The organism is Bacillus sp. LH1 (assembly GCF_057924895.1).
In genome coordinates this window covers 4,448,258-4,462,887 of record NZ_CM175007.1, presented here as the reverse complement: position 1 = coordinate 4,462,887, position 14,630 = coordinate 4,448,258, and the positions used below count along the sequence as shown (strand labels likewise).

General features: G+C 35.6%; 12 protein-coding genes and 1 other annotated feature. Of the genes, 11 read left to right on the top strand and 1 reads right to left on the bottom strand.

Annotation, left to right across the window (positions count from 1 at the left end; genetic code table 11):
- Positions 1 to 41: 41 nt before the first annotated feature.
- Positions 42 to 176 (top strand): YuzL family protein, encoded by a 135-nt coding sequence (locus ACX9TM_RS23085; RefSeq protein WP_000039591.1) that lies wholly within the window; start codon positions 42 to 44, stop codon positions 174 to 176.
- 168 nt (positions 177 to 344) lie between these two features.
- Here the strand turns inward: ACX9TM_RS23085 and rnhC are convergent, their stop codons facing one another.
- Positions 345 to 1,280 (bottom strand): ribonuclease HIII, encoded by a 936-nt coding sequence (gene rnhC, locus ACX9TM_RS23080; RefSeq protein WP_065381898.1) that lies wholly within the window; start codon positions 1,278 to 1,280, stop codon positions 345 to 347.
- Positions 1,281 to 1,404: 124 nt separating this feature from the next.
- Here rnhC and zapA point away from each other — a divergent pair, with 124 nt between their 5' ends.
- From zapA to isdE, 10 genes are all read left to right on the top strand, one after another.
- A complete protein-coding gene (gene zapA, locus ACX9TM_RS23075; RefSeq protein WP_000082701.1) occupies positions 1,405 to 1,674 on the top strand; it encodes a cell division protein ZapA in 270 nt (89 codons plus the stop codon).
- Position 1,675: 1 nt separating this feature from the next.
- Complete coding sequence (locus ACX9TM_RS23070; protein ID WP_000565409.1) at positions 1,676 to 2,215, top strand: CvpA family protein; 540 nt, start codon at positions 1,676 to 1,678, stop codon at positions 2,213 to 2,215.
- Between the two features lie 55 nt (positions 2,216 to 2,270).
- On the top strand, positions 2,271 to 3,989 hold the full coding sequence (polX, locus tag ACX9TM_RS23065) for a DNA polymerase/3'-5' exonuclease PolX (RefSeq protein WP_000867532.1): 1,719 nt from the start codon (positions 2,271 to 2,273) through the stop codon (positions 3,987 to 3,989).
- A gap of 19 nt (positions 3,990 to 4,008) precedes the next feature.
- Entirely contained in the window at positions 4,009 to 6,369 is a 2,361-nt protein-coding gene (locus tag ACX9TM_RS23060) for an endonuclease MutS2 (RefSeq protein ID WP_000893715.1), read from the top strand.
- A gap of 195 nt (positions 6,370 to 6,564) precedes the next feature.
- The gene (locus ACX9TM_RS23055) at positions 6,565 to 7,254 is read left to right on the top strand and encodes a 23S rRNA pseudouridine(2604) synthase RluF (protein WP_000700729.1); all 690 of its coding nucleotides are present in this window, start codon (positions 6,565 to 6,567) and stop codon (positions 7,252 to 7,254) included.
- A 108-nt stretch (positions 7,255 to 7,362) separates the two neighbouring features.
- Positions 7,363 to 7,618 (top strand) — a binding site (T-box leader).
- A 115-nt stretch (positions 7,619 to 7,733) separates the two neighbouring features.
- Complete coding sequence (gene brnQ6, locus ACX9TM_RS23050) at positions 7,734 to 9,059, top strand: branched-chain amino acid transport system II carrier protein BrnQ6 (protein WP_000842635.1); 1,326 nt, start codon at positions 7,734 to 7,736, stop codon at positions 9,057 to 9,059.
- 496 nt (positions 9,060 to 9,555) lie between these two features.
- Positions 9,556 to 10,269, top strand: coding sequence for a heme uptake protein IsdC (gene isdC / locus ACX9TM_RS23045; protein WP_000757944.1), 714 nt, complete (start codon positions 9,556 to 9,558; stop codon positions 10,267 to 10,269).
- A gap of 23 nt (positions 10,270 to 10,292) precedes the next feature.
- A complete protein-coding gene (locus ACX9TM_RS23040) occupies positions 10,293 to 10,751 on the top strand; it encodes an NEAT domain-containing protein (RefSeq protein ID WP_000476164.1) in 459 nt (152 codons plus the stop codon).
- Positions 10,752 to 10,775: 24 nt separating this feature from the next.
- A complete protein-coding gene (locus ACX9TM_RS23035; RefSeq protein ID WP_202837900.1) occupies positions 10,776 to 13,676 on the top strand; it encodes an NEAT domain-containing protein in 2,901 nt (966 codons plus the stop codon).
- A gap of 69 nt (positions 13,677 to 13,745) precedes the next feature.
- Positions 13,746 to 14,627, top strand: a complete 882-nt coding sequence (gene isdE, locus ACX9TM_RS23030; protein WP_002182955.1) for a heme ABC transporter substrate-binding protein IsdE — start codon at positions 13,746 to 13,748, stop codon at positions 14,625 to 14,627.
- The last annotated feature ends 3 nt before the right edge of the window (positions 14,628 to 14,630 follow it).

Genomic DNA, 14,630 nt, shown 5'->3' with positions numbered 1-14,630 from the left:
TTTTTACCCTTAAGTAAAAAGTAACCTTGGGGGTGAGTGCAATGAGTAAAAAAGTGAAAAAAGACCATTCAAGATCAATCCTAGGTTCTCCAGAAGTGGAAGGACAAGGGACAACAACACATGAAACGGGTTCTCATAAAGTATCTTCATCAAATAAGAAGCAGAAACGAAGCTAATATAAAAAAGGGAGAGTCTTGGCGGCTCTCCTTTTTTATAGGGGAATTACTAAAAATGAGTTAATTTAGCGATATAGTTAGAAGAGGAAAATAGTAAATGCAATTACATTGAATCGAGAACACATGAAACAAAAAACAGGAGTTTGTAGGCTCCTGTTTTTGTCGATACTATCTTAATAAGCGAAGCGCCTTCTCCGTATTAGCGAAATGCAGTTTCACAAACTCAGGTAATCGTTCTTTACCAAGCTTTTGAATTAATTTAGCGGCGGCGATATCAACTTGTTTACCTGCACCTTTTGGAAGGGGCATACCAGCTTTTTTGCTTAGTTCGTTAAATTGTTTTACGAATGAGTAACGAGCTAAAATGGAGGCGGCGGCTACTGCTAAATGGACGCTTTCGCCTTTCGTTGCGAAATAAACATTTTCACGCTGTACCTGTTTTTGTTTTGCTAAATATTTGTAGTATGTATCAGGTTGTGTGAATTGGTCGATTAAGACGCCTTCAGGTTTTGTAGGTGCCATTTTAGCTAATAAGTTTGTAATAGCTTTATTGTGTAGCAAGGCTTTTAACTTACCTTGGTTGTTTCCTTTATCAAATAGCTCGTTATATTTTTCGTTATGAAGGACAAGAGAGCTATAAGGAACAACGTGTAGAAGTTGTTTCGCAATGGCAGTAATTTGATCGTCATTTAAGTTTTTAGAGTCTTTTACACCAAGTTCTTTTAGTAGTGGAATTTGCTTTGCATCCACATATACAGCAACGACTGTCATTGGTCCAAAGAAATCTCCCGTACCAACTTCATCAGACCCTACAATAGACATTGTACCGATGGAAGCAGGCGGTGCATAACGGTGTGAATCGACAGATTTTTTTACAGCTGTTTTCGGTGTTTGAGAGACAGTTTGCCAACGAGAAGCTTCTGCTTCAGCGCGGCCTCCTTGGAACATTACTTTTCCAGATTTATACGCTGTAATCGTGCAAGATGGTACCTTTGCCATGAAGATCCCGCCTTGCGGAGTTTTCGGGCTAAGCGAATGTTTATATTGTTGTTTCATGTCTTCAATTACTGTAGAATTTGTTTGAATTACGATAGAATTTGACATAATGGTCGCCCCTTTTTTTATATTGTTATTTTTATCATATCGGATTGTTCTTTCTGTTTCCATATTATGAAGGTTCATGGTATGATAAACTTTAGGATTCTGTACGTGATTGGAGGCCGGTGAGTTGTCACAACAAAAGGGAAAGAAAAGTCGAATTAATGTAGAAATCTATGGTCAGCAATATTCAGTTGTTGGCGATGAAAGTACAAGTCATATCCGCATGGTAGCAGCGATTGTGGATGATAAAATGCGCGAACTCAATGCCAAGAATCCTTCGCTTGACACGAGTAGACTAGCGGTATTGACGGCGGTAAACGTCATACACGATTACATAAAATTAAAAGAAGAACATGAGAAATTGAAAGAAAGTATGACAAAAAAAGGAATGGAATAACATGATTGATATTATTATCATTTTACTGCTTGTTATGGGATTTTTCCTCGGCTTACGCAGAGGGTTTATTCTGCAACTTGTAAAGTTAACAAGCTTTATTATCGCATACCTTGTTGCATACTGGTACTGTAAAGATTTAGCGCCAGCACTTGCGAAATTTATTCCGTATCCATTTGATAAAAACGTATCTGTTCCAGAATGGATTGATGCAAATAATATTGAGACAGTATTTTATCAAGCGCTTGCGTTTATCATATTGTTTATTATTACTAAAATTGCACTTTCATTACTTGGTAATTTGTTAAATATGTTTGCAGAAATACCGGTTTTAAAGCAAGTAAATGCGTTTGCGGGGGCAATCCTCGGATTTTTAGAAGTATATATTATTTTGTTTGTCTTAATTATCATTGGAAACATTCTTCCGATTGAACAAGTACAAACACCATTACAAAAATCATCAATTAGCAAAATAATTGTAGACGATACACCGATTCTATCTGAAAAGGTGAAGGAACTATGGCAGACAGGTAGCAGAGTATAACTTCTCTTTTTTCGGAAAGAGAAGTTTTTTTCTATGAAAGAAAGGCGGGGCAATGATGAAAGTAAATAAAAAACAAGTTATCAAATTATTAGAGACAATCGGGCTTTTTATGGAATTAAAGGGCGCGAATCCATTTAAAATATCTGCATTTCGTAAAGCGGCAGCAGCATTAGAAAGTGATGATCGTAGTCTTTCTGAGATTGAAGATTTCACGAAGATTCCGGGCATCGGAAAAGGAACAGCAGCAGTTATTCAAGAATATATAGAATCGGGAACATCTGAAGTATTACAAGAACTTGAAAAAGAAGTACCAAGTAGCTTATTGCCGTTATTAAAACTACCAGGTCTTGGTGGTAAGAAGGTAGCTAAGTTATACAAAGAACTTGGTGTTGTTGATATGGAATCGCTAAAAGCTGTTTGTGAGGAAAATAAAGTACAAGCTTTAGCAGGTTTCGGTAAGAAGACAGAAGAGAAAATATTAGAAGCAATCGATCAAGTAGGCTCTCGTCCAGAGCGTTTACCAATTGCGATGGTATTGCCTATTGCCGGGGAAATAGAGGAGAAATTGTCGAATATTGCTGAAGTAATTCGTTTCTCTCGCGCTGGTAGTTTGCGCCGTGTTCGTGAAACAGTGAAAGATTTAGATTTTATCATTGCAACAACAGAACCAGCAGCGGTACGTGAGCATTTACTACAATTTGATAATATGATTGAAGTAATAGCAAGTGGAGATACAAAAGTTTCTGTCCGTCTTCAATATGAATATGATATTTCAATTGATTTCCGTTTAGTAAAACCAGAAGAGTTTATTACAACTCTTCACCATTTCACAGGATCAAAAGATCATAACGTAAAAATGCGTCAAATCGCAAAAGATAAAGGCGAGAAAATTAGTGAGTACGGTGTAGAGAACTTGGAAACAGGTGAAGTGAAAACATTTGAGACTGAAGAAGACTTCTTTGCTCATTTCGGTTTGCCATTTATTCCGCCAGAAGTGCGTGAAGATGGAAAAGAAATTGAATTAATTAAAGAGTATCCGAACTTAATTCAGTTTTCCGATATACAAGGTGATTTACATATGCATACAACTTGGAGTGACGGTGCTTTTTCTATTGAAGAAATGGTACAAGCGTGCCGTGCTCGTGGATATAAGTTTATGGCGATTACTGATCACTCGCAATACTTAAAAGTGGCGAACGGTTTAACAAAAGAGCGTCTTCGTGAGCAAGCGAAAGAAATTGAACGTATGAATGAAAAGTATCCAGACATTACAATTTTACGCGGAATTGAAATGGACATTTTACCAGATGCCTCGCTTGATTTTGATGATGAAGTATTAGCAGAATTAGATTATGTCATTGGAGCGATTCACTCTAGCTTCTCACAAGACCGTGAAACGATTATGAAGCGTCTACGTACTGCACTTGAGAATAAACATGTCACAATGATTGCCCATCCTACAGGACGTCTTCTCGGGCGTCGTGAGGGTTATGATGTAGATACAGATTTATTAATTGAACTAGCAAAAGAGACAAATACAGTTTTAGAATTAAATGCGAATCCGAACCGTCTAGATTTAAGCGCGAAATTATTAAAACAAGCACAAGATGCTGGTGTGAAAGTAGCGATTAATACGGATGCTCATACGCTTGAAATGTTAGAAGATATGGAAACAGGTGTAGCAGCAGCACGTAAAGGTTGGATTCAAAAAGATAACGTGATTAACACGTGGGATATTGAACGTTTATTAGACTATATTAAACGTAATAAGTAATACAAGGGGGACCTGCAACATGTTAGAAAGAACGTTGCGTGTATTAGAATACAATAAAGTAAAAGAACAATTACTTGAACATACAGCATCTTCACTTGGTCGTGACAAAGTGAAGCATTTAGTGCCGAGCACTGATTTTGAAGAAATTGTAGAAATGCAAGATACAACGGATGAAGCAGCGAAAGTTATTCGTTTAAAAGGTAGTGCACCATTAGGTGGTATTACGGATATTCGCTCAAATGTGAAGCGTGCAAAAATTGGGAGTATGTTAAGTCCAAATGAATTACTTGATATTGCAAATACGATGTATGGTAGTCGTAATATGAAACGCTTCATTGAAGATATGGCTGATAACGGTGTCGAGCTTCCGATTTTAGAAACTCACGTCGCTCAAATTGTATCTTTATATGATTTAGAAAAGAAAATTACAAATTGCATCGGTGACGGCGGTGAAGTAGTCGATAGCGCAAGTGATAAACTGCGTGGTATTCGTACTCAAATTCGTACTGCGGAAAGTCGTATTCGTGAAAAGTTAGAAAATATGACGCGCTCTTCAAACGCGCAAAAGATGCTGTCTGATTCGATTGTAACGATTCGTAACGAACGTTACGTAATCCCAGTAAAACAAGAATATCGCGGCGTATATGGTGGTATTGTTCACGATCAATCGGCTTCTGGACAAACGTTATTTATTGAGCCACAAGTCATTGTAGAATTAAATAATGCACTGCAAGAAGCACGTGTGAAAGAAAAACAAGAAATCGAACGCATCTTATTAATGTTAACAGAAGAAGTGGCAGTAGAAGCGGATATCGTTTTATCAAACGTAGAAGTAGTTGCAAATCTTGATTTCATCTTTGCGAAAGCTTTTTATGCGAAGCGAATTAAAGCGACAAAGCCGATTGTAAATAACGAGCGTTACATGGACTTAAGACAAGCTCGCCATCCGCTTATCGATCCAGAAATAATCGTGCCAAATAACATTATGTTAGGTAAAGATTTCACGACAATTGTTATTACAGGACCGAATACAGGTGGTAAAACAGTTACGCTGAAAACAGTTGGTATTTGTGTGTTAATGGCGCAATCTGGCCTTCACATTCCAGTAATGGATGAGTCAGAGATTTGTGTATTCAAAAATATCTTTGCTGATATCGGTGATGAGCAATCGATTGAACAGAGTTTAAGTACGTTCTCCTCACATATGGTGAACATCGTTGATATTTTAGAAAAAGCTGATTTTGAAAGCTTAGTTTTATTCGATGAATTAGGTGCTGGAACAGACCCGCAAGAAGGGGCTGCACTTGCCATTTCAATTTTAGATGAAGTATGTAATCGCGGTGCTCGCGTTGTTGCAACGACGCATTATCCAGAATTAAAAGCATACGGATATAACCGTGAGCAAGTTATTAATGCGAGTGTTGAGTTTGATGTAAATACATTAAGTCCAACTTATAAATTATTAATCGGTGTACCAGGACGTAGTAATGCCTTTGAAATTTCGAAACGTCTTGGATTATCTGATCGCGTTATTGAGCAAGCACGCAATCACATTAGTACAGATACGAATAAAATTGAAAATATGATTGCGAAGTTAGAAGAAAGCCAGAAGAACGCAGAGCGTGACTGGAACGAAGCAGAAGCGCTTCGCAAACAATCTGAAAAACTGCATCGTGAATTACAACGTCAAATTATTGAATTTAACGAAGATCGCGACGAACGATTATTAAAAGCGCAAAAAGAAGGAGAAGAAAAAGTCGAAGCTGCAAAGAAAGAAGCAGAAGGCATTATTCAAGAACTTCGTCAATTGCGTAAAGCACAGCTTGCAAATGTGAAAGACCACGAGCTAATTGAAGCGAAGAGTCGTCTAGAAGGCGCAGCGCCAGAGCTTGTTAAGAAACAAAAAGTAAATGTGAAAAACACTGCACCGAAACAACAGTTACGTGCAGGTGATGAAGTGAAAGTATTAACGTTCGGTCAAAAAGGTCAACTACTTGAAAAAGTAAGCGATACAGAGTGGAGCGTACAAATCGGTATTCTGAAGATGAAAGTGAAAGAATCTAATATGGAATACATTAACACACCGAAGCAAACAGAGAAAAAAGCAGTTGCAACGGTAAAAGGTAGAGACTATCATGTTTCATTAGAACTTGACCTTCGTGGTGAACGATTTGAAAATGCAATGGCGCGCGTTGAGAAATACTTAGACGATGCCCAGCTTGCAAGCTATCCTCGCGTATCAATTATTCACGGTAAAGGGACAGGAGCACTTCGCCAAGGTGTACAAGATTACTTGAAGAAGCATCGCGGTGTAAAAACCTTCCGTTACGGTGACATGGGCGAGGGAGGCCTAGGCGTAACAGTTGTCGAATTAAAATAGAAAACAACGAAACAAAGGGGAAACCATTATATGTTTATGGACAAACTTGCAAAAGTATTGTTAGCTTGTTGTGGAATATTTTTGGTGATTGGGGTTATTTATTTAGTTGTTTTTGCGAGGTGAAAAAGCGTCAATCGTGGCAAAATGATATTGCCATAGATTGACGCTTTTAATATATGTGAAAAGGAATAGAACATGAAAATCAACCAATACATAAGCGAAGCAAAATCATGCTCCAGACGTGAAACAGATCGCCTTATTAAAGCTGGACGCGTGGCTATTAACGGCGAAATATGTACGCACGGTGCACTCGTAAGCGATGGTGATAGGGTAACGATTGATGGGCAAGTTATTGTAAAAGAAGAGAAAGAAAAAGTGTATATCGCATTTCATAAACCAGTCGGAATTACTTGTACAGCAGCCGATCATATTGAAGATAATATTATTGATTATATCAATTACCCAGAGCGAATCTTTCCAGTTGGGCGATTAGATAAAGCATCAGAAGGACTTATTTTATTAACGAATGACGGCGGCATTGCGAATCAAATTTTACACGGTGATCATGAGCACGAGAAAGAATATGTTGTCACAGTCGATAAACCTTTTACGGACTGGTTTATTGATGAGATGTCCCGCGGTGTAAAGATTAAAGATGGAATGACGAAGCCGTGCAAAGTGACAAGAGTCGATCAATCAACATTTCGTATCGTTTTAACGCAAGGAATGAACAGGCAAATTCGTAGAATGAGTCGTGCTTTCGGATTTACTGTAATAAAGCTAAAGCGAGTACGCATTATGAATATAGAGCTAAATGAGCTTGAAGTTGGAAAGTGGCGGAGCGTTACAGCTGAAGAGTTAGAAATTTTAATAGGGCAGTTATAGGGAGGAAAAATTTTCTCCCTATATTTTTTTGTCAGAAAAAATAAAACTATTGATTTTTTAAAAAATAGCCCATATAATAAAAAACAACAAGTTTCGACAAGATATTTTATAAAAGTAATGATGAGGACATGAGTTGTATTTTACGATTCTCAGAGAGGGAAGCCTTAGGCTGTGAGCTTCCTAATACGAAAAGACAAGCTTACCACCTCTAAACTTCAAGAGTGAACTGCATACATGATGCATTGTAATTCTTGGCGGATAAAACCGTTATCAATTTACACGAGCTATAAAATGAGCTTATTTCGTTATAAATTCATTTTATTAGAATAAGGGTGGAACCACGATTTCAACACTCGTCCCTTTATTAGGGACGGGTGTTTTTTGCGTTCTTTTACGGGGAAGTATGCTTGAAAGAGGATATATGACGGATTTTAATTCAGAATATTTTGTTAATTTATTATTTTAGGAGGTTAGTAGAAATGAAATCATCTTTAAAGTTTTCAGAGATGTTTGCAATAAGTTTAATGTTATTTGCACTGTTTTTTGGTGCGGGTAATATGATTTTTCCACCAGCATTAGGACAAGGCGCTGGAACAGACGTATGGATTGCGTTGTTTGGTTTTATCGTAACAGGCGTTGGACTACCTTTATTAGGAGTAATTGTTATAGCTTTAAAGGGAGATATTAATGAGCTAGCAGGACGTGTACATCCTATATTCGCACTTGTTTTTATCACTGCAATTTATTTATGTTTAGGCGTATTCGTAAGTGTGCCGCGTACAGGAACAGTAGCTTATGAGATGAGTATTGCACCGTTTTTACCAAGTGAGATAGCTGGTCAGTCATATCCACTTGTTATCTTTACACTTATTTTCTTTGCAGTCACTTTCTATTTAGCTTTAAATCCTTCGAAATTAGTGGGTCGTATTGGTAAAGTGCTAACTCCAATATTATTGGCTGTTATTGCAATTATCGTAGGTAAAGCACTTATTACACCAATTGGAGAATTTGGTGCACCGACAGAAGCGTATAGTGCTCCTCTCTTTAAAGGATTTATTGATGGATATTTAACTTTAGATGGACTTGCAGCACTGGTATTCGGAAATGTTGTAATTCATGCGTTAAAAGAAAAAGGAATTACAAATAAAAACAGTATTGCAAAAGTAACAATCTTTGCAGGATTTATTGCAGCGCTTGGTCTACTACTTGTGTATTTAGCACTTGCTTATCTTGGAGCTTCTAGTGTGTCACTTGGAATGGGCGCAAACGGAGGAATTATTTTAACAAATGTCGTGAATCATTTATTTGGTAGCTACGGAACTTTATTACTAGGGATCGCAATTACAGCAGCATGTTTAACAACTTCTGTAGGTATTGTTGCAGCTTGTGGTGATTACTTCTCTTCCTTATTACCAAAGCTTTCTTATCAAAAAGTCGTTTTCATTTTCTGTGTATTAGCATTTATGGTAGCAAACCTTGGGTTAACTCAGTTAAATGCATTAGCATTACCAATCTTAATCGCAATTTATCCAATTGGAATCGTACTTATCGTATTATCACTTGTTGAAAACTACGTTCGTCTTCCATTAGCGATGTATGTGGGCGGGATTGTAGGAGCATTTGCAATAAGTTTCTTTGATGGGTTACACAATGCAAACCTTCAAATTGCAGCGCTAGCACCTATTTTAGATAAGATTCCATTATATAGTGTAGGAATTGGTTGGTTAGTTCCAGGTATAATCGGTATAGGATTTGGTTATATAGTTTCTAAGTTTCAAAAGCAGGAAATTGCTGTAGAAAAATAGAGAAAAGAGGCTTTCTATAATAGAAAGTCTCTTTTTTTGTAAAAAAAGCCGCATATAGAGAAATTTAGATATTAAAAATTTTATACGTAATATAGTTGACAAAAAATTTATGAGTAGGCTAAGATTGACTTAGTTGTGGAAATATTGGAAGGGAAGTGAGGGAAACGGGGTTTCTATAACTATAGTGTTGTTATGGGAAGAGGTGAAAGAAGAGAAGAGGAGAAGAGAAAGTTTATTTTTTTTGACTTACATTGAGAATGATAATCAATAAATACGTTTTAGAATTTTTTCTCAGTTTCTATGCCTTCGTATAAGGAATAGGGTGAGATATTATTTTTAATATTCAATGAGAATGATAATCAATAAAGCTTATGTTACATAAAAGAATGCTAATTAAATAATAGGTAGAAGAGATTATTTTTTTCTTACGAATTGAGAATAATTATCATTTTCGGAAAAAGTGAAATGAAAGATAACCAAGGAGGAAACAAGAAAAATGAAAAAGGTTTCTGTATTACCCGCTTTTATTATAACGTTCGTATGTATGCTAGCTTTTCTTGTAATGCCATACGGGAATGCTTCAGCAAAACTAGCTGATGGTACTTACGATATTAATTACGTAATTCAAAAAGCGGAAAATGATTCAGCTTCAATGGCAAATGACTATTTTGAAAAGCCGGCAAAATTAATAGTGAAAAACGGTGAGATGAGAGTACAAGTTCCGATGAATCATAGTGCTTGGATTACAGAATTTAAAGCACCAGAGAACGGAAATTTTGTTGATGCGAAAGTTGTTAATAAAGATGAATCGGCAGATAAAAGAACAGTAGAGTTTAAAGTAGATGATTTATCCAAACCGGCAGCTGTAAAAATTCATGTTGTTGTACCAAGTGCAAACTATGACCACCACTACACAATTCGTTTTGCTTTTGATGCAAATGTAAAAGCTGTAGGTGGCGATAATGGCGTAGCTGCTACAACAAAAAATAATGATCAAGCGAAAACAGATACACAAGTAAAAGAAGAGAAAACAAAAGTAGAGAGTAAGGAAACAGCTAAAGAAGTGAATAAAGAAACAAAAAATGAAAATGGAAAAGCTGAAAAAACAGATAACCCAAAAACAGGCGATGAAGCACGTATTGGATTGTTTGCAGTGTTAATTCTTATTTCAGGTGCTTTCTTAATTCGTAAAGTGAAATTGAGTAAATAAATCTTTTGAAGGGTGATGAATATATGTTTAAACAATTTAAAATGATTATTGCCGTATTTGCTGTTTTATTTACATTTATCGCAACACTAGGTTTACAAGATGCAAAGGCTGCTACAAAACTAGCTGATGGAAAATATAATATTGCTTTTACTGTATGGAAAGGCGATAAAGATGAATCGTCTAGAATGAATAGTTATTTTGAAAGCCCAGCAACATTAACAGTTAAAAATGGAAAACAATATGTTTCATTTAAAGTGAAAGATAGTGCTTCTATTAAAAGTTTCCAAGTAGAAAAAGATGGTCAATTTGTAGAAACAACCGTGTTAAGTGAAAACAAAAAAGATAATACTAGAGTTGTAGAATTTGAAGTTGCTGACTTGTCAAAAAAACTAAATGGCAAGGTGAAAATTAATATTCCAATTATTAATTATAATGCTTCGTATGATATTCGCTTTGTATTTGATGGGAACAGTATTAAATAATTTTCAAAAGGGAGAGTCGTTCCATTGAACAGGTATACAAAAATTATTGTTGCTATGTTTTTAATGATATTTACATTCGTATCAACATTACAACCACTTGCAGTTCAAGCAGCTACCAAGTTGGCTGACGGTGAATATTCAATTGGCTTCAAAGTTTTAAAAGATACATCAGATGAAGAATCGATGATGAATCAATATTCAGTAAGTCCGGGAACTTTAAAAGTGAAGGATGGGAAAAAGAAAGTATCCTTTACATTAACAAATAGTTCATGGATTACGAAATTTGAAACAGAAAAAGCAGGTAAGCTAGTTGCGACAAATGTAATTAGTGAAGATAAAGAAAAAGATACAAGAGTAGTAGAATTTGATGTAGAAGATGTAGAGAAGGTATTAAATGCAAAAGTAAAAGTAGATATTGATTTTTTAAATTATCATCATGAGTACGACGTTCGTATTGCATTTGATCAAAATAGCATTACACCAATTCATGTAGAAAAACCAAATGAAAAAGAGGACCCAGCTAATAAGCCAGATCCAAATGAAACTACCGATCCAGGTCAGAAGCCCGACCAAAAGCCTGACCCAGATCAACAACCAAATTCTAACACAATTACAGATGGTGCGTACAGCATTCCATTTAAAGTGTTAAAAGATCAAACAGATGAAGAATCTAAGATGAATAGTTACATGGTAAATCCAGGAGTATTAAAAGTAGAAAACGGTAAGAAAAAAGCAATTGTAACACTAAAAAGTAGCTCATTAATTAAAAATTTCCAAACGGAAAAAGATGGCGCATTTGTTGATGCAAAAGTAGTGAGTGAGGATAAGGAAAAAGATACAAGAGTAGTAGAGTTTGAAGTAAACGATTTATCTAAAAAACTAAATACAAAAGTATTTATCGAAATGGCATCAAGAAATTATAAGCAAATGCATGATGTACAACTTTTATTTGAACAAGATAAACTTGAACAAATTAAAAATGAAGAGAAAAAACCAGAAGTAGAAAAACCGGAAGCAGAAAAACCGGAAGCAGAAAAACCGGAAGCAGAAAAACCGGAAGCAGAAAAACCAGAAGTAGAAAAACCGGAAGCAGAAAAACCAGAAGTAGAAAAACCGGAAGCAGAAAAACCGGAAGCAGAAAAACCAGAAGTAGAAAAACCAGATGAAAATAAAAAACCAGATGCTGAAACAATTAAAGATGGTGAATACAGCATCAATTTTAAGGCATTAAAAGATCAAACAGACGAAATTTCAATGATGAACACATATACAAAAAGTCCAGGTGTGCTAAAAGTAAAAGATGGTAAGAAGTATGTATCATTTACGTTAACGAACAGTTCTTGGATTACAAAATTTGAATTTGAGAAAAATAGTTCGTTTGTTGATGCAAATGTAATAAGTGAAGATAAAAAAACTGATACACGCCTAGTGGAAGTAGAAGTACCAGATTTATCGAAAAAGTTAAATGCAAAAGTAAAAGTAGATATCGATTCAATGAATTATCACCATTTTTACGATATTCAATTTGCATTTGATAAAGGTAGCATTAAGTCGTTAGATAACCAAGGTGAAAACAACAACCAAGGTGAAAACAACAACCAAGGTGAAAACAACAACCAAGGTGGAAACAACAACCAAGGTGGAAACAACAACCAAGGTGGAAACAACAACCAAGGTGAAAACAACAACCAAGGTGGAAACAACAACCAAGGTGAAAACAACAACCAAGGTGGAAACAACAACCAAGGTGGAAATGATAACCAAGATAATAACACAACAATTGATCCAAAAGCTCTTAAAGATGGTGAATACAGAATTGGCTTTAAAGTGTTAAAAGATCAAACAGATGAAATCTCAATGATGAACACATACACAAAAAGCCCAGGTGTATTAAAAGTAAAAGATGGTAAGAAATACGTATCGTTTACATTAACAAATAGTACATGGATTACGAAATTTGAATTTGAGAAAAATGGTTCTTTCGTTAATGCAAAAGTGTTAAGTGAAAATAAAGAACAAAATACAAGAGTAGTAGAAGTAGAAGTAAACGATTTGTCTAAAAAATTAAATGCAAAAGTAAAAGTAGATATTGATTCAATGAATTATCACCATTTCTATGATGTTCAATTTGTATTTGATCAAGACAGTATTAAAGCCTTAGGGAACCAAGGCGGAAACGACAACCAAGGCGGAAACGACAACCAAGGCGGAAACGACAACCAAGGCGGAAACGACAACCAAGGCGGAAACAACAACCAAGGTGGAAATAATAACCCGAAAGTAATAGTTGATCCGAAAAATTTAGTAGATGGCCAATATGATATTACATTTAAAGTATTAAAAGATAAAGCAGATGAGATTTCAAAGATGAATGACTATGTTGTAAATCCAGCGAAATTAATCGTAAAAGATGGTAAAAAATATATTGAGATGACGCTGAAAAATAGTGCGTGGATTACGAAATTCCAAACGGAAAACAATGAACTATTCGCTGATGCGAAAGTAGTAAGCGAAGATAAAAATGTAAATACGCGAGTAGTACAGTTTGAAGTAGAAGATCTATTTAAAAAATTAAACGCAAAAGTAAAGGTAGACATCGATGAGATGAACTACCATCATTTCTACGATGTGCAAATTCAATTTGATACAAATAATATCGGCGCGTTAGGAACTCTTAAAGAGGAACCGAAAAATGAACCGAAAAATCCAGTGACTACACCGAAAGTAGATAATGTAAAAACAGTAGGTACTCCTGATTTTAACCGAAATGCAGATGGTCAGAAGAAAAAAGAAGATACAAAAAATGATTCGAAAAAAGAGAAAAACTCAAAAACTGCAGATACAGCACAACTTGGTTTATATATGGTGTTACTGCTAGGTTCACTTGCTTTACTAGTTCGTAAATATAGAGCAGGTAGATTGTAATTTTTGGAGTCTTGATGCATATTCGCGTGCATCAAGACTTGTTTCATATTGTATGGAAAGGAGTGGTGATTGAGAGTGAAGAAAATTGCAAGTGTACTAATGGCTATCATTTTGTTAATGAGTATAGCTGGGTGCTCATCACCAAAAAAAGAAACAGCAAAGCAGGTAAAGAGTGAGAGTAAAGAGCGCGTTGTTGCAACAACAGTGGCTGTTACTGAAATTATGGATGCGTTAGAAGTAGATTTAGTTGGCGTTCCAACAAGCTCTAAAACTTTACCGAAGCGATATAAAGGTTTACCTGAAGTTGGGAATCCAATGAGTCCAGATATGGAAAAGGTAAAGTCATTAAAGCCTTCAGAAGTGTTATCTGTGACAACACTTGAATATGAATTAAAGCCAGTTTTTGATGGTGTGGGTATGAAAGCAAACTTTTTAGATTTAACGAGTTTGAAAAATATGCAAAGTTCTATTAGCGATTTAGGTAAGAAATATGGGCGTGAAAAACAGGCCGAAGCAGTAGTAACTAAATTAGATAAAAAGGTTGCTAGCATTCAAAAAGAAGTAAAAGGAAAGAAAGAACCGACAGTGCTTATTTTATTAGGTGTGCCGGGAAGTTATTTAGTAGCAACAGAGCATTCTTATATTGGAGATTTAGTGAAACAACTAGGTGGTAAAAATATTGTGCAAGGTGAACAAGTAGAATATTTAGCTTCTAATACAGAGTATTTAAAGAAAGCTGATCCAGATATTATTTTACGAGCAGCTCATGGTATGCCTGATGAAGTTGTAAAAATGTTTGATAAAGAATTTAAAACAAATGATATTTGGAAACACTTTGCTGCGGTTAAAAATAACCGTGTTTACGATTTAGAAGAGCGTTTATTTGGAACGACAGGCAATTTAGCAGCAATTGAAGCGTTAGATGAATTGAAAAAAATGATGTATCCGTGATGC

Bases quoted from the DNA above. Each gene is read 5' to 3' on its own strand.
- ACX9TM_RS23085 (WP_000039591.1), top strand. From the start codon at position 42: ATGAGTAAAAAAGTGAAAAAAGACCATTCAAGATCAATCCTAGGTTCT.
- rnhC (WP_065381898.1), bottom strand. From the start codon at position 1,280: ATGTCAAATTCTATCGTAATTCAAACAAATTCTACAGTAATTGAAGAC.
- ACX9TM_RS23070 (WP_000565409.1), top strand. From the start codon at position 1,676: ATGATTGATATTATTATCATTTTACTGCTTGTTATGGGATTTTTCCTC.
- polX (WP_000867532.1), top strand. From the start codon at position 2,271: ATGAAAGTAAATAAAAAACAAGTTATCAAATTATTAGAGACAATCGGG.
- ACX9TM_RS23060 (WP_000893715.1), top strand. From the start codon at position 4,009: ATGTTAGAAAGAACGTTGCGTGTATTAGAATACAATAAAGTAAAAGAA.
- ACX9TM_RS23055 (WP_000700729.1), top strand. From the start codon at position 6,565: ATGAAAATCAACCAATACATAAGCGAAGCAAAATCATGCTCCAGACGT.
- brnQ6 (WP_000842635.1), top strand. From the start codon at position 7,734: ATGAAATCATCTTTAAAGTTTTCAGAGATGTTTGCAATAAGTTTAATG.
- isdC (WP_000757944.1), top strand. From the start codon at position 9,556: ATGAAAAAGGTTTCTGTATTACCCGCTTTTATTATAACGTTCGTATGT.
- ACX9TM_RS23040 (WP_000476164.1), top strand. From the start codon at position 10,293: ATGTTTAAACAATTTAAAATGATTATTGCCGTATTTGCTGTTTTATTT.